Raw genomic sequence first — 20,926 nt, 5'->3', positions numbered from 1 at the left:
AATGGAAAACAATTTAATTTTACCCGCGCTGATTCTTGTTCCATTCATTGCTGGTTTTATTTGTTGGTTAGTCGATAAGCTCGACAAAACTTTGCCACGCTGGATTGCCTTAATCGGTATGCTCATTACTTTGGGCTTAGGTCTTGCACTTTGGCAAAGTGGAACTTATACCTATGAGATGGGTTCAAAAATCCCAACTTGGTCTGCTGAGTTCTATTTACCGTGGATTCAATCACTCGGTATCGGCATTCACTTAGCTGTGGATGGCTTATCTTTACTCATGGTTTTACTAACAGCATTACTTGGTGTACTTGCTGTTGGTTGTTCATGGGGCGAAATTCAAAAGAACGTTGGTTTCTTCCACTTAAACCTCTTATGGAGTTTAGGTGGCGTTATCGGTGTATTCTTAGCGATTGACTTGTTCTTGTTCTTCTTCTTCTGGGAGATGATGCTTGTACCAATCTACTTCCTGATTGCGTTATGGGGTCATAAAGGTTCAAACGGTCGTTCACGTGTTTACGCAGCAACTAAGTTCTTCCTTTACACGCAAATCGCTGGTTTAGTGATGTTAATCGGTATTCTTGGTCTTGTAGTTTATGGCTACATGATGACAGGAATGATTGGTTTCGATTACAACTATTTGTTAGCTGTAGCGAACCACTTACCACCTGGCTTAGCATACGGTTTCATGATCTGTTTCTTCATTGGTTTTGCAGTGAAGTTACCAGTATTCCCATTACACGGTTGGTTACCAGATGCGCATGCTCAAGCACCTACAGCAGGTTCTGTAGACTTGGCGGGTATCTTGATTAAAACAGCTGCGTATGGCTTGCTTCGTTTTGTTATTCCATTCTTCCCGACAGCTTCTGCTCAGTTTGCAGATATTGCGATTATTTTCGGTTTGATTGGTATTTTCTACGGCGCATGGTGTGCTTACCAGCAAACTGACATGAAACGTTTACTTGCGTATACGTCGATTTCACACATGGGCTTTATTTTACTTGCGATCTACGCAGGTAACATTTTGACCTTCCAAGGTCTAATGATCATGATGTTGGCACATGGTTTGTCATCAGCTGCATTGTTCATTATGTCTGGTCAAATCTACGAACGTTTACATACACGTGACTTACGTTTAATGGGTGGTCTTCGTGGCCAGCTTCAGTACTTGCCATTTTTCTTGATGTTCTTCGTGGCTGCTCTTGTTGGTGTACCAGGTTTAGGTAACTTTATTGGTGAATTCCTGATTTTGATGGGTTCATTTAATAAATATCCTGTATTCACGATTCTTGCTTCTATCAGCCTTGTATTTGCAGGTTTATATGGCTTGATCTTGATTCACCGTGCTTTGTTTGGTGAACCAAATCCTGAACAAAAGCAACATTACACTAGTCCACTAAAAGACTTATCTGCTCGTGAAGTTGGTATTTTGATGATTTGTGCGATTGGTCTCGTTTGGCTTGGTATCTACCCACAAACATTCTTGGATGTATCTCATTCAAGCATGCAGTGGTTTGTCAATAGTTATATGCCAGTTCAAGAAGTCGTTGAAACTGTTAAGCAAACAGCTACTCAACTTGACCATGTGGAGATCCAATAATCATGAACTTCACAGTATCACTCTCTACGCTTATGCCTTTAGCTCCGGTGATGATTGTTGCTTTGACAACAATTGTTGTCATGCTGTTAATTTCAATTAAGCGTAATCATAATTTAATCGCAACAGCTTCTGTTGTTGGTTTAAACCTCGCTGCACTTTATATTTTATTTGCAGTATTTGGCGGTAAGTTTGTACCGGCAAATGTGATGGGCATGTTTATGGTTGATCCATTTACCATGTTCTATCAATTTATGATTTTGATTGCGGCATTGGCTTGTTGTACTTTGTCTCACGCTTACATCGAAACCTATAAAGACAACCGCGAAGAACTCTATCTTTTGTTACTTGCTTCAGTAGCAGGTGCAATGTTGATGGTTGCAAGTTCTCATTATGCATCGTTCTTCATTAGCCTTGAGTTAATGTCGATCCCTGTATATGGTTTGCTTGCTTATACTTATCAACGTAGTAGTTCACTTGAAGCTGGTATTAAGTATCTTGTACTTTCAGCGACAGCTTCTGCAATGTTGTTGATGGGTATGGCATACATCTATGCATATACTGGTTCACTTTCATTCTATGATTCTGTACAGGCTTTATTTAGCGCAATCAAACAGCCAATGGTGTTATTAGGTTTAGCACTCATTATCTTTGCTGTTGCATTTAAATTATCGCTTGCGCCGTTCCATAAATGGACACCAGATGTATATGCAGGTGCACCAGCGCCAATGGCAACTTTCTTGGCGACAGCTGCTAAAGTTGCAACAATTGGTTTGTTCGTGCGCTATATGCTTGCTTCAGGCGCAATTATGGTGAACTCGTTAGTAACTATTTTGACAATCATTGCCGTATTGTCGATTTTAGTTGGTAACTTACTCGCTGTTCGTCAAGTTAATTTAAAACGTATTCTTGGTTATTCATCTATTGCTCATTTTGGTTATTTGTTAATTGCTTTAATCAGCATGACTTATGCGAGCTTGGGTAGCGTAACTGTATATGTGGTGTCTTATGTATTAACAACTATCGGTGCTTTTGGTGCGGTAGCGTTAATGTCTAGCCCATATAACAACGTAGATGAAGCACAAAGTCTTGCAGATTACCGTGGTTTGTTCTGGCGTCGTCCAGTACTTACAGCAACTTTAACAGTCATGATGTTATCTTTGGCTGGTATTCCATTAACAGCGGGCTTCATTGGTAAGTTCTTGGTGGTAATGGCTGCTGTAACAACTCAGCACTGGTTCCTAGCTGCAATGATTATTGTGGGTAGTGGTATTGGTTTGTACTACTACTTACGTGTGATGGTTGTCATGTATATGACACCACCTGAAACTCCTCGTATTGATGCTGATGCTCACTGGGGTCAAAAAGTAGGTGGTTTAATGGTATTAGCTGCTGCTGCATTAGTTATTATTTTGGGTGTTTACCCAGATCCAATGATTAATTTGGCATTAAAAGCAGAAATTTTATCTCCATTACATTTCATGCTTTCACAACAACAATAATCCCGATGTACAAAAAAGCCTCCAAAACTGGAGGCTTTTTTTTATTGGGCGTTAAAAAAAGATTATAATAAATACGTTTTTATATTTTTAGGTAACATCTGTGGCCATTCAAGAAATTCGTCACCCACTTATTCGTCATAAATTAGGTTTGTTACGTCGTTCTGACATCAGTACTAAAAATTTCCGTGAGCTAGCTCAGGAAGTGACTATGTTGTTGACTTATGAAGCAACAAAAGATTTACCAGTTGTGGATTGTGAAATTAATGGATGGGCTGGAACTGTTACTACGCAGCGTATTGCTGGTAAAAAAATAACGGTTGTACCGATTTTACGTGCAGGCATTGGTATGTTGGAGGGTGTACTTAATCTAATTCCAAGTGCAAAAGTCAGTGTTCTAGGTCTTGAGCGTAATGAAGAAACCCTAGAAGTTCGTACATATTATAAAAAATTAGTTCCAGATGTCGCTAATCGTCTTGCAATGATTATCGATCCAATGCTGGCAACTGGTAATTCATTAGTTGCGGCCATTGATGTATTAAAGGCAAGTGGCTGTAAAGATATACGTGTTATGGTATTAGTTGCTGCACCAGAAGGCGTTGCTAAAGTTGAAGCAGCTCATCCAGATGTGCAGATTTATACTGCATCTATTGATAATGGCTTAAATGAACAAGGTTATATTGTTCCTGGTTTAGGCGATGCAGGCGATAAAATTTTTGGTAGTGTCCAAAAAGACTAATTTTTGAAATAACAATAAAAAGAGACTTGATCAATCTGTAGACTTTTTGAGGGCGGATTGAAAGTCTCTTTTTAATTTTCTGCTGTAACGACAGTATTGAAAAAGTAGGTAAAGATCATGAAGCAAGAATTTTATACCGGAAAAGTTAAACAATATGATCCTGAAAAAGGATTTGGTTTTATTTCGACCACTGAAGGAGATATTTTCTTTCATATTTCTGATTTCCCTGCATCCGAAGGTGAACCGAAAAGAAATGAAAAAGTGAGATTTCTTGCGGCAGACAATCAGGGGAAATTTAAAGCGATCAAGATTGAACGTGTTGACCCAAATCCTGCGAAAACCAAAAAAAATAAAATCACCGATCATAATAAAGCGATCACGTCAGAGTTGTTATCACATTTTCGACGTTAATAGAGACTCTCAATCTTCAAGGTTAGCTTGTTGTCGAGTTTAGCTGTGACGGACAGAGAAGATTGTTGATAACGTTTCGAACAAGTAAGTAATGCAAAATTAAGGGAGGCGTTAGCTTCCCTTAATTATTCTGAAGTCATAAATAATGAAATGAAAAGAATGCCGAGCCATGTGAGAATGACTCAAGATGGCACTAGACGATCAGGTCTTAAACCTGATCTTCACAGAACTGTAAGAATGCTTTGAGGCCAGGACCTTGGTATTTTTGTCGGTGTACCAGCATGTAAAGCGGGCGGGTCAGTTGCCAGAATGGTGTATCTAAAATAACGAGTTGTCCTTTTTCAATTAAAGGTTCAATAGCGAGTTTAGAGATACAAGACATTCCTAAACCACCAGCAACGATTTTCAAGATTGCTTCATTATGACCTAAGGTTAGGCGGATATTAGCGTCTGGTAAATCTTGCAATATAGCGTTATCAAACACTTCACGCGTTCCTGAACCTTCTTCACGTAAAATCCATTCGACTTGAAGAAAATCATGAGCTGTTAAAGGTCTATTTAAGCGTGCTAATGGATGATTTGGGGAGCAGCATACTGCAAGCTCATCATCACGCCAATGGATACATTGGAGCTGAGGTAAATGACATGATCCTTCAATTAAAGCTAAATCAAGTTGGAATTGATTAACTGCTTCAATCATTTGGCGTGTATTGCCCACCTGTAATTGCAAATGTGCTTTAGGATGATGCTGTAAAAAGTTTGCCATTAAATCTGGCATGAGGTAATCACTAATTGTTAAAGTGGCCCCAATACGTAAATCAATGCTTTGCAATTCACCTTTTGCAGCTTGCTCAAAAGCTTCACAGCGACCTAATATTTCTAATGCTTGAGGCAATAGAAAACGACCTAAATCATTAAGCTGTAATCGTTTACCTAAACGATCAAATAGAGGCGCACCAAGGCCATCCTCTAAATCTGCTAAAGCCATACTTGCTGCACTTTGCGTCAGTCTGACCGCATCACTGGCTTTAGTGACAGTTCCTTCTTGAGCGACTGCTACAAAAACAGCCAACTGGCGTAATGTCATGCGCATGTTTAAAAAGCCTTAACGTTTAAAAGTATTCATTATTTCGGCTGTCATGCTAACATGAGCGCACTATTTCATGCCACGTTGAAATCATGTCAATTGAAAAATTTAGCGTAGAAAAAGTTTTATCTGTACACCGCTGGACCCCAACTCTTTTCAGTTTCACCATGACTCGCCCTGCACATTTTAAATTTACGGCTGGGCAATTTGCACGTATTGGGCTGAAAGTTGGAGAGGAGCTTGTTGTCCGTGCTTATTCGGTTGTCTCTTCACCATTTGATGAAACGCTTGAATTCTTTTCGATTGTAGTGCCAGATGGTGCATTTACTTCAAATCTTCAACATCTAAAAGTAGATGATGAGCTTTACTTAGAAAAAATACCTTATGGCTATTTGACCTTAGCTCGCTATCAACAGCCTTTACCGCATGATTTATGGTTACTGGCAACAGGTACAGGTTTAGCTCCATTTTTATCGATGCTACAAGACTTTGAAACTTGGTCTAATTATCAAAAGATTAATTTGGTCTACAGTGTCCGTACTGCAGCTGAATTGGCTTATGTCGATCGTATTCAAGAGATTGCTGAAACTTTTGGAGAGGGGCACGACGGTTTTAAATTTATTTCAATTATTACCCGTGATCCATCTGCGCCATTACATGATCGTTTGCCGATTCTAATTGAAAATGGTGAACTAGAAAAATCTGCTGGTATAGAACTGAACCCTGCCACAAGCCATGTCATGCTTTGCGGAAATCCGCAAATGGTAGATGACACTAAAGAGGCTTTAAAACGACGTGGTTTGACGATGAATCGTCGAGGTGAGGGAAATATTGCGGTAGAAAATTACTGGTAACAAACGACAATTAAAAGAACTTTAAAATTATTTTTATGGATATGTTTATTAATGGACAAACATATCCATAAATTCACGAATTTCGGCAATTGCACTATCTACATCACTTGAAAGCCAAGTAGGTTCAAAAAGGCCCGCATAATGTTCTAAACGGTCTTGGGGAACAACTAAGCGAACAGGACAGTCTTCTTCAAGTAAACGCCAAGGTAAAATTGGAACTTCATTGTCCAGAAAAATATTGATATTACGAATATCAACAATCATGGCATTAATACAATCGGGAAATGGCATGACTGAAAACTCTTCAGTGCGACGACGAAAATACTCCAGATCACCCCATTTGAGCTCATAACTTGGTTTATTAAATTCAATAATACCAATGAGATGTTCGTCTCTTGTCTGGTGTAGATAACATTGATGTGTGACGTCAGTGTCGAGATCAAGAGTTACGTTTTGCTGACGATACATCATAAAATAGAGTAGCTTTAAAACAAGGGGGCTTATTATAGCCTATTTTCTAAAAAGTAAGCGCTAAAACATATTGTATTACAAATAGGACATAGCCGAAGCTCATAAATAACTAGAAATTATTTTTAATCGTCTAAATTGGTGTGCGCAAATTTTATACTATTTTTGATATTTTAAAAGTAGAGTTTTGCAACCTTAGACACCTTAGCATAATGCTTTTTCACACAATGCAACAAAGCAAATTGCTATCATGAATATAAAGTTAATGATAATAGAAGAGGGGAAAGAAGATGCATGACTTTTCAAAACCACCTCATGTGACGAGTCCTGAAGAAACTGCGAAAAAAAGAAGATTGCCAGTTTACATTTTAATTATTGTTGGGCTTTTTCTTATTGCGCTTATTGTCTATATGGTTGCTGACCACAGCCAGGCTCCAAAAGAAGAAGGCGCTTTTCAATATGAGACCACACCACATGTAATTAAGGGTAGTTCTGATTTGAATTTAAAGTCCTATACGGGGTAATAAACGAATCAGTTTATCTTAATATCAAGCCTTTAGGTGTAAACCTGAAGGCTTTTTTGCAACCTTTTGCATCAATTTGTTGTATTTGTGCAGAAGTGTGTTGATTAGAAAATATTCAAAACATAATGTGAGATAGACCGCATTCATCGTCATTTTTTACAACGAATGGTGTTTCCTAGAGATAACACTGAAAAGAACAGAACAATTGAGGACATAACAATATGAATGAATTTTTTGATGGGCCTCGCGGCGCTCAATTTGATGCAATGTATTACTGGGATCAGTTTCATCCTATTCTGGCTGCAATAGTGATCTTATTAGTAGGTTGGATAATTGCTTTATTGGTAGCGGCAGGTGTGAAAAAGCTACTACAAAAAGTAAATACCAATGCAAAACTATCCTCAGCCACTGGCAGAGCCCCAAATATTGAGGGTCTGATTTCCAAGGTCGTATTCTGGTTTATCTTAATTTTAGCTGTTGTAGCGGCTCTCAATGTGCTCAACATTAGTGGAGTGAGCGGTCCATTCAGTAATATGGTGAATCAGGTACTTGTTTACATTCCAAATATTATTGCTGCTGTCGTGGTGGGTTTTATTGGTTGGATCGTTGCTCGACTGGTGCGGGCAGGGATTACCAATGTTTTATCCCGAACCCAACTCGATGATAAATTAAGTAATGAAGTGGGTGTAGGTGGAATTAGCCAAAATATTGGTGAGATTCTTTACTGGCTTGTATTGTTACTTTTCCTTCCGATTGTTCTTTCAATATTAGGACTTACAGGCTTACTCATTCCAGTTCAGAATATGGTAAATGAAGCAGTCGCTTTCTTACCAAATATCTTTATTGCGGGCGTTATCATTTTTGTTGGTTATATCTTGGCAAAAATTGTACGCGGTATTGTTGAAGGTCTAATTAATAGCTTAGGTGTTCAAGCTCAAGCTGAAAAAATTGGGCTTTTCAAAAGCTCTAATGTAGGCAAATTTTTAGGTTCATTTGTTTTTGCCATCATCATCATTACAACATTGATTGTAGCGTTCGAAGCTTTAGGTATTGAGACAATTTCTCAGCCAGCGACAGCAATGTTGAATGAAATCTTGCAGGCAATTCCAAACATTATTGCAGCTGGTTTAATTTTACTGGTTGCTTATATAGTTTCTCGTTTTGTTGGACGCTTGGTCGCAGAGTTAATTGCTGGGACTGGGGTTGATGAAATTCCTGCTAAATTAGATATACAACGCTTTTTAGGCCAAACTAAAGTTTCTAGCGCTGTCGGCTGCCTAATCGTATTCTTTACCATGCTTTTTGCAGTATCTGAAGCAGCGGATCGTCTTGGTTTCGACCAAATCAGTGGTCTCATTGCAATGTTTATCCATTTCGGTGCAAACATTCTATTAGGCGCTGTAATTTTAGTAATTGGTTTCTGGCTAGCAAATGTTGTGGCGAATGTGGTTCAACGTGGTGAATATAATAGCTCACGTTGGTTAGGCAGTTTAGTTCGTGTCTTAATTATTGGTCTTGTACTTGCGCTTGGTTTAAGAGCGATGGGTATTGCCGATTCAATTGTTAATCTTGCATTTGGTTTGACTCTAGGTGCGGTTGCAGTAGCTTTCGCTCTTGCATTCGGTTTAGGTGGTCGCCAACCAGCAGAACGACTTTTAACTGACTTGCTGGATAAAGCTAAAAAAGAAGCGAATCAACCAAATCCTCTTTATCAACCACCTTCTAGTACGAGTAGTGCGGCTCCGGCTACAACTACATCTACTCCAGCCACAACTACATCTACACCAACGACTCCACCATCAACAGTTTCATCTGATGCAAAACCGGCTGATTCTGCGCAAGTAAATCCAGCACAACCGCCAGTGAATAAACCGTTTGGCTCTACAGGCGAAAATGATGAAATTTAAGGGGGTTAAACTATTTTTCAGATAAACCGTACAAAAAATCTTTGATTTTTGTGATAAGTTCGACCACTCTATATTGAGTGGTCGTTCTTTTTTGACCGTTATAAAAACAAATAAGTGAGGAAAATACGATGAAAAAACCAGGTCGTTTTTTAGCACCAATTGTCATTGCCGGAATTACGGTAGGGTTTTTAGCGAGTGCTTATAAATTTGTATTTAGTAAGTCGGAAAGCTCAAAACAAACTACTTCTCAGCCAAGAGATGCCGAGACCGCTTCAAATAGTTCAAAAAACTCAAATTAGCTTATACATATTGGGCAGCAGCATAGGCAGAAGACCAGGCCCATTGGAAGTTATAACCTCCTAAATGTCCCGTAACATCGAGCACTTCGCCAACAAAAAATAGCCCTTTCTGCTTTTTACTTTCCATGGTTTTGGAAGATACTTCTGTTGTATCTATTCCGCCTAAAGTAACTTCAGCGGTACGATATCCTTCTGTGCCAGAGGGTTTAACTGCAAAGCCATGTAATTGCTCGGCAATATGATCTAGCTGTGCATCACTGATATTACCAATCGCTGTTTCGCTCTGCTCTGGCCATATGAGTTGTTGTAACTCTTGGATAATACTTTTGGCAGTAAACTCATTAAGAAGGGTACGTAATAAAACTTTAGGCTGTGCTTTCTTTTTATCTTTTAAATAGGTTGCTAAATCTTGGCTTGGGAAAAAGTCAATTTTAAAACTTTCTCCTGAATTCCAATAGTTCGAAAGTTGCAAAGAACTTGGTCCACTCAAGCCACGGTGGGTAAATAATAACGCTTCAGTAAAGCTATTTTTTGAGTTGCTTAACGTTACATCGAGGGCATTACCACTTAAGCGTGTGGTGACTTCTTTAATATGATCTGAAAAAGTAAATGGAACTAAACCTGCACGAGTTGGGAAAACCTGATGTCCAAATTTTTGTGCCAGTTCGTAGCCAAAACCAGAACCGCCTAGTGTTGGAATTGATAAGCCCCCAGTGGCAATAACTAAAGAATCACAAGTGTAATGCCCTTGATTGGTGTTTAGTGAAAATCCACCTTTTTCTAAGGGTGTAATTTGACTAACTTCGCAATGGGTTTGCATATCCACATTTTTAGTTTTATTACACTCACTCACAAGCATTTCTAAAATTTCTTTAGCGCCGTTTAGCGTAAATAATTGCCCGTGTTTACGTTCTTCATAAGCAATTTTATAATCGCATACCAAACCGATAAAGTCCCAGTTGCTATAACGCGACAGGGCAGAAATAACAAAGTGCGGATTGTGAGAAATATAGTTTTCAGGTTCAACATACAGGTTGGTAAAATTACACTTACCGCCGCCTGACATTAAAATCTTTTTACCAATTTTATTGGCTTTTTCTAAAATTAGAACCGAGCGCCCGCGTTTAGCAGCATGTGCAGCCAACATGAGTCCAGAAGCACCTGCACCTAAGACAATGACATCGACATGACTGTTAGACATAAGAGATTCTCGATTAATCGTGAAAATTTAAAAGGGGCATATACTATCATGCTGAGCCTTAGTCATGCTAAAGACATTTACCACGATCGTGAACAATCCGTCCTAAAAACTCATAAGTTATTGATGGGATTTATTTCTTATATCTGCCTGTAAACCACCAGAATGAATTGCCAAAATGCGAGTTCCTTCAGGGAAGTAATTAGTTTTCATAAGGTCAAACAGACCGAACATCATTTTCCCCGTATAGACCGGTTCAAGGGGTACAGCGTATTGCTCTTCAAAGTTTTGGATAAATGCCAACAGCTCAAGTGAAGTTTTCGCATACCCCCCGCAGCAGTAGGCATCTGTCAGCGACCAATTTTGCTTTTTGGTCCACTGCCGAATTTCTTGTTGTAAAAAGTCACCTTTTAAAGCCGAAAATCCTAAAACTTTTTGATGAGATGCACTTCGTTCAATGAGCCCCGAAATCGTTCCACCAGTTCCAACTGCACAGCAAATCACATCATAGTTTTGCAAATCGCTTTGACTGAGAATTTCCTGACAACCTTGCACTGCTAGCTCATTAGAACCGCCTTCAGGAATAATGAAAGTTTCAGGAAATTGATTGTTTAATTGTTGAAGATAGTTTGCATCATCTCTTAAACGATATTCAGTGCGCGAGACAAAATGTAAATGCATTCCTAAGCTTTGGGCTTTTGCTAAGGTTGGATTGAGAGGTTTGCTCGCTAATTCTTCACCACGAATAACGCCTACACTTTTTAAGCCAAAAAGATGAGCTGCGTAAGCGGTTGCCGCAATATGATTTGAATAGGCTCCTCCAAAAGTCAAAATACTTGATAAATTTTGCTGTTTTGCTGCAAGTAAATTGTATTTTAATTTGAAAAACTTATTACCCGAGATTTGAGGGTGAATTAGATCTAACCGCTTAATGTCGAGATGCAAGGGATAGGGGAGTTGAATATGTTGATGAAAAACTGATTGAGCAATATGATCAAACATTAGAAATTGAGAAAATAATGATTGATCACATTGTAGCTTTTTAAAGAGAACTTTAAAAAGCTGTTTACGAATTTGTATCGACAGAAGTAACCACTGACATGCCAGGACGTAAATGTTCCATCCCTTCCTGATTTGGATCAATGGTAATACGTACGGCAATTCGTTGAACAACTTTGGTAAAGTTACCTGTTGCATTGTCAGGTTTTAACACACTGAATTCAGAGCCCGCCGCAGGTGAAATCTGCTCAACATGTCCTGTAAATTTTTTATGTTTCATTGCATCGACTGTAAACCACGCCTTTTGACCAATCCGCATATTGGCAATTTGGGTTTCTTTGAAATTGGCAATCACCCAAGTTTGCTGTGGAATGAGGTAGAGTAATTGTGATCCAGCTGCTACATATTGCCCAACACGAGGGTTCACCTCACCAAGTTGGCCGTCCATCGGGGCAACAATGACGCTATAGTCTTTGGTGGTTTGCGCTTGGTCTAATTGAGCCTTAGCACTTGAAACTTGTGCTTCCAAACCTGCTTTTGCAACTTGTGCTGTTTTTAGCGCTTCATTTGCAACTAAAACATTGGCTTCTGCCTGTTTAAGGGCGGCAAGGTTATTTTCCGCATCTGCTGCGGCTTTATCTTGCTCAGATTTAGAAGCCGCGCCACTATTTCCTAACTGTTGATAGCGTCTAAGCTGTGCTAAAGAAAGTTCATATTGAGCTCTTGCTTGATCTACTTTGGCTTGGGCAGCCACAATATCAGCTTGTTTTTGAGCAATAGATTGGGTTTGATTGGCTAAAGTATTTTTAGCTTGTTCAACACCCGATGCCGCTTGTGTTACTTTTTGATCATAAGTGGTGGCATCAATATGCATGAGCACTTGACCCTTTTTAACGTGATCAAAATCCTTAACGACTACATCTTTAACGTAGCCGTTAATTTGTGACGATAAAATTGTTGTTTTCCCTTTGACATAACTGTTGTCAGTTTGCTGAACACTCGTTGCAAAAGGTCCGATTCTCCATGCCCATAAAATCACTAAAATACCAACTATGAGAACAACCAACATCCACAGTAAAGTTGAGCGTTTTGTCGGAATAAGCTTACTTGCAGGTGCTGGTTCGTTAGCCGGAGCAGGAGCTGCTTGAGGTGGAGTTTGTTCCGGTTTGTTTTGATCATCTGACATATATCAATCTCAATTTCTATTTCATCAAATATGAAAGCCGTTAAGGACGGCTAATTCCTTTGCGTTGGAGATATTTGCTACGTGCAATATTAAATCCACCCCATAAAAGCAGTGCGACGGCAAAAATACCATTTAAAGCAATAACATCATTGTAGGCGCGCACTTGAGCTTCACGAGTGACCACTTGATTAAGTGAGCGCATGGATTGAGCTGTTTGTAATGCTGGGTCAGTCGTAGTAATTGATGCACTGCGTTGATAGGTAGAGAGTCTTTGAGCGACAAAAGGGTCTGCTTGTTCTAAATCTTTAATAATCTCGGCTTGATAGTTTTGCGTACGATGTTGTTGATAGGTCGAAAAGAAAGATGACCCGACCAAACCACCGAAAGTCTGGGTAGCAGAGAACAATACGATAAAGGTCACGACGTAAGATGGACCTTTAGCTAAGGTTTGAGCAAAGCCAATAAGAAGTAAGGGTCCAATAAATAAACCGCCAGCAAAACCGACTAAGAACTGACTTGCAAAGAAGTTCACAGGCCGAACATCACTGGTTAAGTGATAATCTAGTCCACATGCAACTAGAATGAGGAACTCTGCAAAAAGTAAGTGGAAGATAATTCGTTCACGTGAAAAAGTAAGTGCACTAAAAAGTGTACCGCTTAAAATTCCTACCAATATGACAACGTAGAGAGGAACAAACTGGTCAGGGCCCATTCCCATTGTTTTTAAGAAGTTAACAGCTGCATAGCTTTGTTCAGACATTAAAAGTCGAATTGCAAAAGCACCAAAGATAAATCTTAATGTAGAAGACGCGCCTAACCAGCGTGTCATAATTAATGGATTAGCACGGTAGTGTTCGTAGAGTAAACCTAGAACAACTAAGCTAAAACCGGCAATTAATACATAAGCAAGCCATTCACTATTAAACCACCATAAAATTGGACCTTGGGTCAACACAATACATAAACATGCGAAACCCGGAGCCAATAAGGCAAATGTAAAGAAATCTTGCTTCTCAAAAACATAAATTCTTAAGCTACGTGGTAATTTCAATGAAACGACCATGGCTAAACAACAAAGTGCTAAACCGAGCTCAAAGGTGTAAAGAACAGACCAACTGTCTGTACTGACAAGAAATGGAGAAATAATCCAAGCTAACGGTACGCCAAGTTGCTGAAAGCCGAATGCGATATATATTCCTTTTGCCATGTCTGCTTTCTTGAAGGCTTGCATGGTGTAATACATACCTAGTGAGCTGAGTGGTGCACCAGCTAAACCTGCCACAATCCGAGCGAATAGTGCCATTTCATAGGTGTGTACAAAAATATGCAACACAAGCACGGCAATAAAAATAACCAGCCCTATTTCTGAAAATACTCTCAGGCCATATTGTTGTCTGGCTTTAAATAAAATCAGGTTTGAACTGACATTTGCCATGACGTATGCTGCAGGCAGCCAAGCAGCTTCAGAAGGGGTTAGTCCATATTCACCTTGAATTAAAGGTAAATTTGCCGTAATAAAACCATTACTTAAGCTTGCTGAAAGCGCCACAAATAAACCAATAAAGAAGTAAATAAACCGCTTAGGTAAAGAGTGTGCAATAGCTGCCGGTGAACCAGGAAGAGTCGGTTGTTCTTCTGGTGTCCAGTCGGGTGGTGTTTCTAAATAACGAGGCGTTTTACTCATTCTATCCCTCGAATTTTTTGTATTTGAATACCATGAAATAGTAATTCAATTGCTCGTTTTGCTAAGCGAGTTTGTTCTTCTGGCTCATGTCCTTGAAATGAAGAACCCAACATTGCGGTGACCATTGCATAGTCATCAGCAGTTAAATCAGCTCGGCACAGTTTTTGTTCTATCGCATTTTCAATCAGTGGGTTAAGTGCATTATTTCGCCGTTCATAAATTTTTAACATAATTGGGTCTTGTCGATCAATGACTCTCCAAAAATCTTGCAAAATTGAGAGTTTAGGAAGTTGCCCAATATGTCCTTCAATTAAACGAAATAAACCGTCCTCGAATTGTTGAAAATGAGCTGCTTTTTGCTCTAACTGTGTAATCGCACGTTCTAAAAGCGCGTTAATTAAAGCTTTACGATCGCTAAAATTACGATAAAACGTTGCTCTTCCTACACCAGCATGGTCAATCACAACTTGTAAGGGCACATTAATGCCATGAATACGGAAACATTCTTCGGCTGCATTGAGTAATTCATCCCGATTATGGGCAGCAATTTTTTGACGTTTACTCATGTCATCAATTGGGGAGTTTTAAAGGCTATATATTTAACGGACATTTTTGTCCGTTGTGAAGACATAAATTGTAAAAACATGAAAATTCAATTTTCATCATTTATATGTTCTGCATTTTTAAATGCTTCATAAAAAGCTGTTAGAATACCGCGCAATTGCATGATGCTAGGTCAATACAATGTTTGAGTCCCTTATTCCTCTTTTTTCAATTGCGATGGCATTGATGCTTGGAGCAATAAGCCCTGGGCCAAGCTTTATTTACGTAGCACAAAATTCAATTTCTAAATCACGTAAACATGGTTTGTTTACAGCGTTAGGAACAGGGACGGGCGCGGCTCTGTTTGGATTTTTAGCTGTTATGGGATTGCAAGCAGTTTTATTGGCCGTACCTTCAGCATATTTAATTTTAAAAATTGGTGGTGGGCTTTATTTGCTTTGGCTTGCTTTTAAAATTATTAAACACGCCAAAGAACCAATTGCCATGGAAAATGATGGCAAATCAAAAATGACCTATAAACAAGCCTATCGATATGGTTTGATTACTCAGTTAAGTAATCCAAAAATTGCAGTTGTGCTAGCGAGTGTATTTACAGCTTTACTGCCGAAAGAAATTCCAAATTATTATTACGTCGCATTACCAATTATTTGTTTCATGATTGATGCGGGTTGGTACTCGTGTGTGGCAATGCTCTTATCTTCAGAGAAGCCTAGAAAAATGTATTTAAAGGCAAAAACTGGTGTCGATCGGGTTGCTGGAAGTATTGTGAGTGTATTAGGCTTAAAGTTAATTTTCTTCAAATGATAAGTCTTTAATTAAAATATCTAAAAAATCCAAAGCCAGCTATTTATAGTCTGGCTTTATTTTTGTGTAAAATATATACAAATTAAAATATCTTTTTTAGTCATTAAACACTTAAAAAGTGGTAACTTAATAAATAAAACAAAAAGAAATGAGGTTCACGTTATGAAAAAACTAATGGTGAGCATTTCTGTAGTTTTTCTCATCTTAACTACAGGATGTGAGATGAGAACGATGAGCAAGCAACCGCCAGCAAATGAGCGGAGCATGAGTATTGTTGGTACTCCTGTTCATGAAAAGGATTACAAAATTTCCGATATACAAGCGAATAATCATGAGCAATTTAACTATTAGGTTACTTGCGGGATGTGTCATTTATTGTATTTTGAATATGGTAAATGCATGTGAACCTGCTTCTTTAGATTGGGAGCTTTTTCAGGAAAAATATGATTTAAATCATGATGGAATGTACAGCCTAAAAGAATTTCAACGTGTTGAAGATTTCTATCCTTATAACTGGCCTGCCGATAAACGTTTTCAAGGTGAAAACAAGCAAACAGAGCTATTTCATTATCTAGATGAAAATAAGAATGGTTATTTAACACAGGAGGAGCTAGGAAACATACATGTTTTATTTAATAACCCTTGTGAAGGGTGGCCGTGGTCATAATTTGAAAGCACTGGCTTGCTAAATTTATTTAATATTTTGGTTCACTCAGTTCTAAATTTCTAAAATAAAAAAGCTTCCCATTTAGGAAGCTTTTTTATTAAGGCAGATTAAGACACTTTATCGCCTGGTTTCGCGCCTGTATCTGGAGAAATAATGAAAATACCTTCACCATTTCCAGCAGCTAGTACCATACCATTTGAAATACCAAAACGCATTTTACGTGGTGCAAGGTTAGCAACCATAACTACTAATTTGCCTTTTAGGTCTTCTGGAGCGTATTGGCTACGAATACCACTAAATACATTGCGTGGTTCAGCTTCACCAACGTCTAGCGTCAGTTGAAGTAACTTATCTGAACCTTCAACAGTACCTGCTTCAACGACCTGAGCAACACGCAAGTCAACTTTTAAGAAGTCTTCGATACCGATAATTTCACCTTCACCCACTGCTGGAGCCGGGGCAGCTTTTTTCTCGGCAGCTTTGTCCTTTTTCGCCGTTGCTTTAGTTGCTTCTGGAGCAGGAGTACCTAAAGACTCTTTAGAAGCATCCACCATTGCTGCAACAGCTTTTGGATCAACACGTTGCATGAGTGGTTGGAACTGCGCAATTTCATGGCTTACAAGAATGTGTTTACGTGATTCGAAATTGAAGCTTTCAAGTTTTAAGAAACTTTGAACTTGCTCAGCCAAAGTTGGAAGAACAGGAGCTAAGTACACAGCTAATTGACGGAACAAATTGATACCAACTGAGCACACATCAAGAACTTGTTGTTCTTGACCTTCTTGCTTAGCAAGAGCCCATGGCTTTTTCTCATCAATATATTGGTTTGCACGGTCAGCAAGCGCCATAATTTCACGAATAGCTATTGAGAATTCACGTGCTTCATATGCGCTAGCGATTGAATCACCTGCATCAATAAAACTTTGTACCAATTCAGGTTCTGCACATTCAGCAGATAAAGTATTGTTAAAGTTACTGTTGATAAATTTAGCGCAACGGCTAGCAATATTAACGACTTTACCGACTAAGTCAGAGTTTACTTTTTGAATAAAATCATCAAGATTTAAATCAGAGTCTTCAACTTTATCTGACAGTTTAGAGGCAAAGTAGTAGCGTAAATATTCTGGGTTTAAATGTTGTAAATAGGTCTCAGCTTTAATAAAAGTACCGCGAGACTTAGACATTTTTTGTCCGTTCACAGTTAAGAAACCATTTACAAAAAGACCAGTTGGAGTGCGATAGTTTGCACCATCTAACATGGCTGGCCAGAACAATGCATGGAAATAAACAATGTCTTTACCAATGAAATGGTAAACATCGTTTTGACTGTCTTTTTTCCAGAAATCATCAAAGTTTAAATCTGGACGTTTAGTTTTGATGTAATTTTCAAAACTAGACATATAACCGATCGGTGCATCTACCCAAACATAGAAGTATTTATTTGGGGCATCTGGAATCTCAAAACCAAAGTATGGGGCGTCACGTGAAATATCCCAATCGGTTAAACCTGCTTCAAACCATTCATCAAGTTTGTTTGCAATTGAAACAGGTAAACGACCTTCATCACGGGTCCATTTCTGTAAATATTCAGCGAAGTTTGGCAATTTAAAGAAATAGTGATCTGAAGATTTTTCAACTGGTGTTGCACCACTTAAAGTTGAACGTGGGTTAAGCAACTCAGTTGCATTATAGGTTGTACCGCAAACTTCACATGAGTCGCCGTATTGATCTTCTGACTTACATTTCGGGCATGTACCTTTAATGAAACGGTCAGACAAGAACATACCTTTTTCTGGGTCAAATAATTGAGTTACAGGGCGAACTGCAATATTTCCAGCTTCACGGTTTTTAATATAGATATCTGTTGAACGTGCTTTATTGGCATCGCTATGAGTTGAATCATAGTGATCGAAATGTACACCGAAGCCATCAAAATCACGGATGTGTTCTTTTTGAACATTCGCAATTTGTTCTTCTGGGCTAATACCGTTTGCCTCAGCACGTAGCATGATGGCAGTACCATGAGCATCATCCGCACATACGTAAGTCACATCATGACCCATTGCCCGCATGGCACGAACCCAGATATCTGCCTGGATGTAACCGAGTAAATGACCCATATGAATTGGACCATTAGCATAAGGGAGGGCATTAGTGACTAAAATTTTACGCACGGATTTCATTCTCTCATTCGTATTTATAAGGTGGAAGATTTTAACTGATGAGCGAGGATAAGCAAAGGTTAATAATCTTTGCCCGAGCACAAGACGAGAGTTACGCTCAATTGGCGGGATAAGCAAACATTAATAAACTTTGTCCGTATAAAAAGCGAGAGCTATGTTTGAATAGCGAGATAATAATCTTTGTGAGGGAACAAGCGGAATTTGTAAAAATCGAATTTTAAAGTGAGAAGCTGTTTCTCTTTAGAACAGATAAACAAATCGAAAAATATTTGAATCTTCCTGTATTGTCTTTGTTTCAAATTGCAGTTACGGTCAGAAAATAAGCCATAACGATGTATAACTAATAACTTATTCAGGTAATTTTTTAATTAACTATGAGGATAACAACGATGACTACTGAAAATAAATTAGATGATTTAAAAGCAAAAGCGGCAGATGCAAAAGTTCAAGGTGAAAAAGCTTTGGATGATTTAAAGGAAAACGTAAAAGCTAAACAAGCTACTGGTAAAGAAGCGGTTGAAAATACAGTTGATGAATTAAAGACAAAAGCGGCAGATGCAAAAGTTCAAGGTGAAAAAGCTTTGGATGATTTAAAGGAAAATGTAAAAGAGAAACAAGCTGCTGGTAAAGAGGCGGTTGAAGATAAAGCACATGATTTGAAAGGCAAACTTGAAGATGCTCAGCACACTCTGCAAGACAAATTCGATCATTTACGCACTGAAGCAAGCCATAAACTTGATGATGCCAAAGCCAAGGCAGCGGAGCTAAAAGATGAGGCTGCAACAAAATTTGATGAGTTAAAAACTCAAGCAACGGCAAAATTTGATGAGTTGAAGAAAACGGCAACCGATAAGTTAAATAAATTGAAAAATCATGATTCTGCTGAATAAGTTGATTTAAGCTAAAATCTGCACTCCTGACCTAAAAGATGAGATTTGAAGTGAGTAATTATTCATCCCAAGGTGAGCGAGTGCGGATCAATACTGTTACACTATCTCCATTAAGCTGTAATGATCTGTTTTTGGAGTAAACAATATGTCTTGGCTTTCTTCACTAAAGTCTGTTTTTTCACCCGCACAAGAAGTGAAAGAAGATGAAATCCAAACCGTACTCCAGAATTATTTATTACCGCACTCAAAAGATGCTTTAAAAGAGCGCATTAGTCAGCTTCAAGTTCAAGGTCGAGTATTACAACTCACTATAAATACATTTCCTGATGAAAAAGAGCATTTGCAGCAAATCCATGATGAGTTAGCTAGTGCATTAGAAAAGTGCGGTATTGAAGAACTTAACTTACACGTAGTTCAACAAAAGCGCCCTACACAAGAAAGTTCAAATTTACCTCCTGTGCTAGATGCTTCACCTAAATCAGAACCAGATCCGAATAATCCTCCTATTCAAAAAGCCGCTCCGCAACAAAGAGATGTGCCGCTTCATCCTCGAATTAAGCATGTTATTTTAGTTTCATCTGGTAAGGGTGGTGTTGGTAAATCGACCACTACGGTCAATTTAGCACTGGCTTTGCAAAAAATGGGACTTAAAGTTGGGGTTTTAGATGCTGATATCTATGGCCCAAGTATTCCGACAATGCTAGGCAATGCTGGTAAAACTCCACTTATTGAAAGTGAGAATTTTGTACCTTTAGATGCCTATGGAATGGCAGTTTTATCGATTGGACATTTAACTGGTGATAACAATACACCTGTCGCGTGGCGTGGACCAAAGGCAACGGGTGCTTTAATGCAACTATTTAATCAAACCCTTTGGCCTGATTTAGATGTACTCATGATTGATATGCCACCAGGTACTGGTGATATTCAACTCACGCTTGCACAGCGTATCCCAGTGACTGGTTCAATCATTGTGACTACACCACAAAATGTTGCCTTACTGGATGCTACAAAAGGGATTGAGTTGTTTAATAAGGTTGGCATCCCTGTATTAGGTGTCGTTGAGAACATGTCGACCCATATTTGTTCGAACTGTGGTCATGAAGAGCAAATTTTTGGTATTGGTGGTGGTGACAAGCTCTCTGAACAGTACCATATTCCATTATTAGGTCGCTTGCCTCTAAATGCGCAGATCCGTGAGCATGCGGATCAGGGTAAACCTAGTGTTGTCGCGATGGATGATGCAGCTGATAGTTATAGTGATATTGCTAAGGCTATGTGGGAGCAGATTGAAAAAATTCCTCAGCGTACACGTGATGACAAACGGATTTTTTAACTTATTAAAGCCCGACTTTAAGTCGGGTTT

Annotated in this window: 21 protein-coding genes; 13 read left to right on the top strand and 8 right to left on the bottom strand. The window is 38.8% G+C overall.

What is annotated here, in order from left to right:
- Window position 1 precedes the first annotated feature (1 nt).
- From nuoM to ACINWC141_RS18865, 4 genes are all read left to right on the top strand, one after another.
- On the top strand, window positions 2-1,600 hold the full coding sequence (gene nuoM / locus ACINWC141_RS18880; RefSeq protein WP_009393954.1) for an NADH-quinone oxidoreductase subunit M: 1,599 nt from the start codon (window positions 2-4) through the stop codon (window positions 1,598-1,600).
- Between the two features lie 2 nt (window positions 1,601-1,602).
- Entirely contained in the window at window positions 1,603-3,099 is a 1,497-nt protein-coding gene (nuoN, locus tag ACINWC141_RS18875; RefSeq protein WP_009393750.1) for an NADH-quinone oxidoreductase subunit NuoN, read from the top strand.
- 100 nt (window positions 3,100-3,199) lie between these two features.
- Window positions 3,200-3,835, top strand: a complete 636-nt coding sequence (gene upp, locus ACINWC141_RS18870; protein ID WP_009393950.1) for a uracil phosphoribosyltransferase — start codon at window positions 3,200-3,202, stop codon at window positions 3,833-3,835.
- A 117-nt stretch (window positions 3,836-3,952) separates the two neighbouring features.
- Window positions 3,953-4,246: a cold shock domain-containing protein gene (locus ACINWC141_RS18865; protein WP_009393933.1), complete on the top strand. Its 294-nt coding sequence runs from the start codon at window positions 3,953-3,955 to the stop codon at window positions 4,244-4,246.
- A gap of 208 nt (window positions 4,247-4,454) precedes the next feature.
- Here ACINWC141_RS18865 and gigC read toward each other — a convergent pair whose 3' ends face one another.
- Window positions 4,455-5,339, bottom strand: coding sequence for a LysR family transcriptional regulator GigC (gigC, locus tag ACINWC141_RS18860; RefSeq protein ID WP_009393857.1), 885 nt, complete (start codon window positions 5,337-5,339; stop codon window positions 4,455-4,457).
- Window positions 5,340-5,425: 86 nt separating this feature from the next.
- On the opposite strand from gigC, the gene ACINWC141_RS18855 reads away from it, so the two are divergent.
- Window positions 5,426-6,187 (top strand): ferredoxin--NADP reductase, encoded by a 762-nt coding sequence (locus ACINWC141_RS18855; protein ID WP_009393896.1) that lies wholly within the window; start codon window positions 5,426-5,428, stop codon window positions 6,185-6,187.
- Between the two features lie 48 nt (window positions 6,188-6,235).
- Here ACINWC141_RS18855 and ACINWC141_RS18850 read toward each other — a convergent pair whose 3' ends face one another.
- Window positions 6,236-6,655 carry a hypothetical protein gene (locus ACINWC141_RS18850; RefSeq protein ID WP_009393815.1) on the bottom strand — a complete coding sequence of 140 codons (420 nt, stop codon included), beginning with the start codon at window positions 6,653-6,655 and terminating at the stop codon, window positions 6,236-6,238.
- A gap of 290 nt (window positions 6,656-6,945) precedes the next feature.
- On the opposite strand from ACINWC141_RS18850, the gene ACINWC141_RS18845 reads away from it, so the two are divergent.
- The 3 genes from ACINWC141_RS18845 to ACINWC141_RS19945 all read left to right on the top strand — a co-directional run bounded on the left by ACINWC141_RS18845 (window position 6,946) and on the right by ACINWC141_RS19945 (window position 9,385).
- Complete coding sequence (locus tag ACINWC141_RS18845) at window positions 6,946-7,179, top strand: hypothetical protein (RefSeq protein ID WP_009393909.1); 234 nt, start codon at window positions 6,946-6,948, stop codon at window positions 7,177-7,179.
- Between the two features lie 221 nt (window positions 7,180-7,400).
- Window positions 7,401-9,086 carry a mechanosensitive ion channel gene (locus ACINWC141_RS18840; RefSeq protein ID WP_009393900.1) on the top strand — a complete coding sequence of 562 codons (1,686 nt, stop codon included), beginning with the start codon at window positions 7,401-7,403 and terminating at the stop codon, window positions 9,084-9,086.
- Between the two features lie 128 nt (window positions 9,087-9,214).
- Window positions 9,215-9,385, top strand: coding sequence for a hypothetical protein (locus tag ACINWC141_RS19945; RefSeq protein ID WP_009393885.1), 171 nt, complete (start codon window positions 9,215-9,217; stop codon window positions 9,383-9,385).
- Window position 9,386: 1 nt separating this feature from the next.
- On the opposite strand, the gene ACINWC141_RS18835 is transcribed toward ACINWC141_RS19945, so the two are convergent.
- The 5 genes from ACINWC141_RS18835 to ACINWC141_RS18815 all read right to left on the bottom strand — a co-directional run bounded on the left by ACINWC141_RS18835 (window position 9,387) and on the right by ACINWC141_RS18815 (window position 15,018).
- Window positions 9,387-10,586 carry a BaiN/RdsA family NAD(P)/FAD-dependent oxidoreductase gene (locus ACINWC141_RS18835; RefSeq protein WP_009393942.1) on the bottom strand — a complete coding sequence of 400 codons (1,200 nt, stop codon included), beginning with the start codon at window positions 10,584-10,586 and terminating at the stop codon, window positions 9,387-9,389.
- 117 nt (window positions 10,587-10,703) lie between these two features.
- Window positions 10,704-11,585, bottom strand: a complete 882-nt coding sequence (locus ACINWC141_RS18830) for a 1-aminocyclopropane-1-carboxylate deaminase/D-cysteine desulfhydrase (RefSeq protein ID WP_009393811.1) — start codon at window positions 11,583-11,585, stop codon at window positions 10,704-10,706.
- Between the two features lie 64 nt (window positions 11,586-11,649).
- A complete protein-coding gene (locus tag ACINWC141_RS18825) occupies window positions 11,650-12,768 on the bottom strand; it encodes an HlyD family secretion protein (protein ID WP_009393746.1) in 1,119 nt (372 codons plus the stop codon).
- A 40-nt stretch (window positions 12,769-12,808) separates the two neighbouring features.
- On the bottom strand, window positions 12,809-14,452 hold the full coding sequence (locus ACINWC141_RS18820; protein ID WP_009393753.1) for an MFS transporter: 1,644 nt from the start codon (window positions 14,450-14,452) through the stop codon (window positions 12,809-12,811).
- The gene (locus tag ACINWC141_RS18815; protein ID WP_009393798.1) at window positions 14,449-15,018 is read right to left on the bottom strand and encodes a TetR/AcrR family transcriptional regulator; all 570 of its coding nucleotides are present in this window, start codon (window positions 15,016-15,018) and stop codon (window positions 14,449-14,451) included. The genes ACINWC141_RS18820 and ACINWC141_RS18815 overlap by 4 nt, the downstream gene beginning before the upstream one ends.
- Before the next feature lie 178 nt (window positions 15,019-15,196).
- Here ACINWC141_RS18815 and ACINWC141_RS18810 point away from each other — a divergent pair, with 178 nt between their 5' ends.
- The 3 genes from ACINWC141_RS18810 to ACINWC141_RS18800 all read left to right on the top strand — a co-directional run bounded on the left by ACINWC141_RS18810 (window position 15,197) and on the right by ACINWC141_RS18800 (window position 16,487).
- Window positions 15,197-15,820 carry a LysE family translocator gene (locus ACINWC141_RS18810; RefSeq protein WP_009393869.1) on the top strand — a complete coding sequence of 208 codons (624 nt, stop codon included), beginning with the start codon at window positions 15,197-15,199 and terminating at the stop codon, window positions 15,818-15,820.
- Between the two features lie 162 nt (window positions 15,821-15,982).
- Window positions 15,983-16,171 (top strand): NF038215 family lipoprotein, encoded by a 189-nt coding sequence (locus ACINWC141_RS20415; protein WP_034679189.1) that lies wholly within the window; start codon window positions 15,983-15,985, stop codon window positions 16,169-16,171.
- Window positions 16,152-16,487, top strand: a complete 336-nt coding sequence (locus tag ACINWC141_RS18800) for an EF-hand domain-containing protein (RefSeq protein ID WP_034679186.1) — start codon at window positions 16,152-16,154, stop codon at window positions 16,485-16,487. Before ACINWC141_RS20415 ends, ACINWC141_RS18800 begins: the two co-directional genes overlap by 20 nt.
- 107 nt (window positions 16,488-16,594) lie before the next feature.
- On the opposite strand, the gene metG is transcribed toward ACINWC141_RS18800, so the two are convergent.
- Complete coding sequence (metG, locus tag ACINWC141_RS18795) at window positions 16,595-18,661, bottom strand: methionine--tRNA ligase (protein ID WP_034679201.1); 2,067 nt, start codon at window positions 18,659-18,661, stop codon at window positions 16,595-16,597.
- 398 nt (window positions 18,662-19,059) lie between these two features.
- On the opposite strand from metG, the gene ACINWC141_RS18790 reads away from it, so the two are divergent.
- Both ACINWC141_RS18790 and apbC read left to right on the top strand, forming a co-directional pair.
- The gene (locus ACINWC141_RS18790; RefSeq protein ID WP_009393902.1) at window positions 19,060-19,560 is read left to right on the top strand and encodes a hypothetical protein; all 501 of its coding nucleotides are present in this window, start codon (window positions 19,060-19,062) and stop codon (window positions 19,558-19,560) included.
- Window positions 19,561-19,705: 145 nt separating this feature from the next.
- Complete coding sequence (apbC, locus tag ACINWC141_RS18785; protein ID WP_009393920.1) at window positions 19,706-20,896, top strand: iron-sulfur cluster carrier protein ApbC; 1,191 nt, start codon at window positions 19,706-19,708, stop codon at window positions 20,894-20,896.
- Window positions 20,897-20,926 lie beyond the last annotated feature (30 nt).

The organism is Acinetobacter sp. WC-141, from assembly GCF_000313935.1.
Taxonomy (GTDB): domain Bacteria; phylum Pseudomonadota; class Gammaproteobacteria; order Pseudomonadales; family Moraxellaceae; genus Acinetobacter.
The sequence above is the reverse complement of the archived record's forward strand: the minus strand, read 5'-3'. Positions and strand labels throughout refer to the sequence as shown.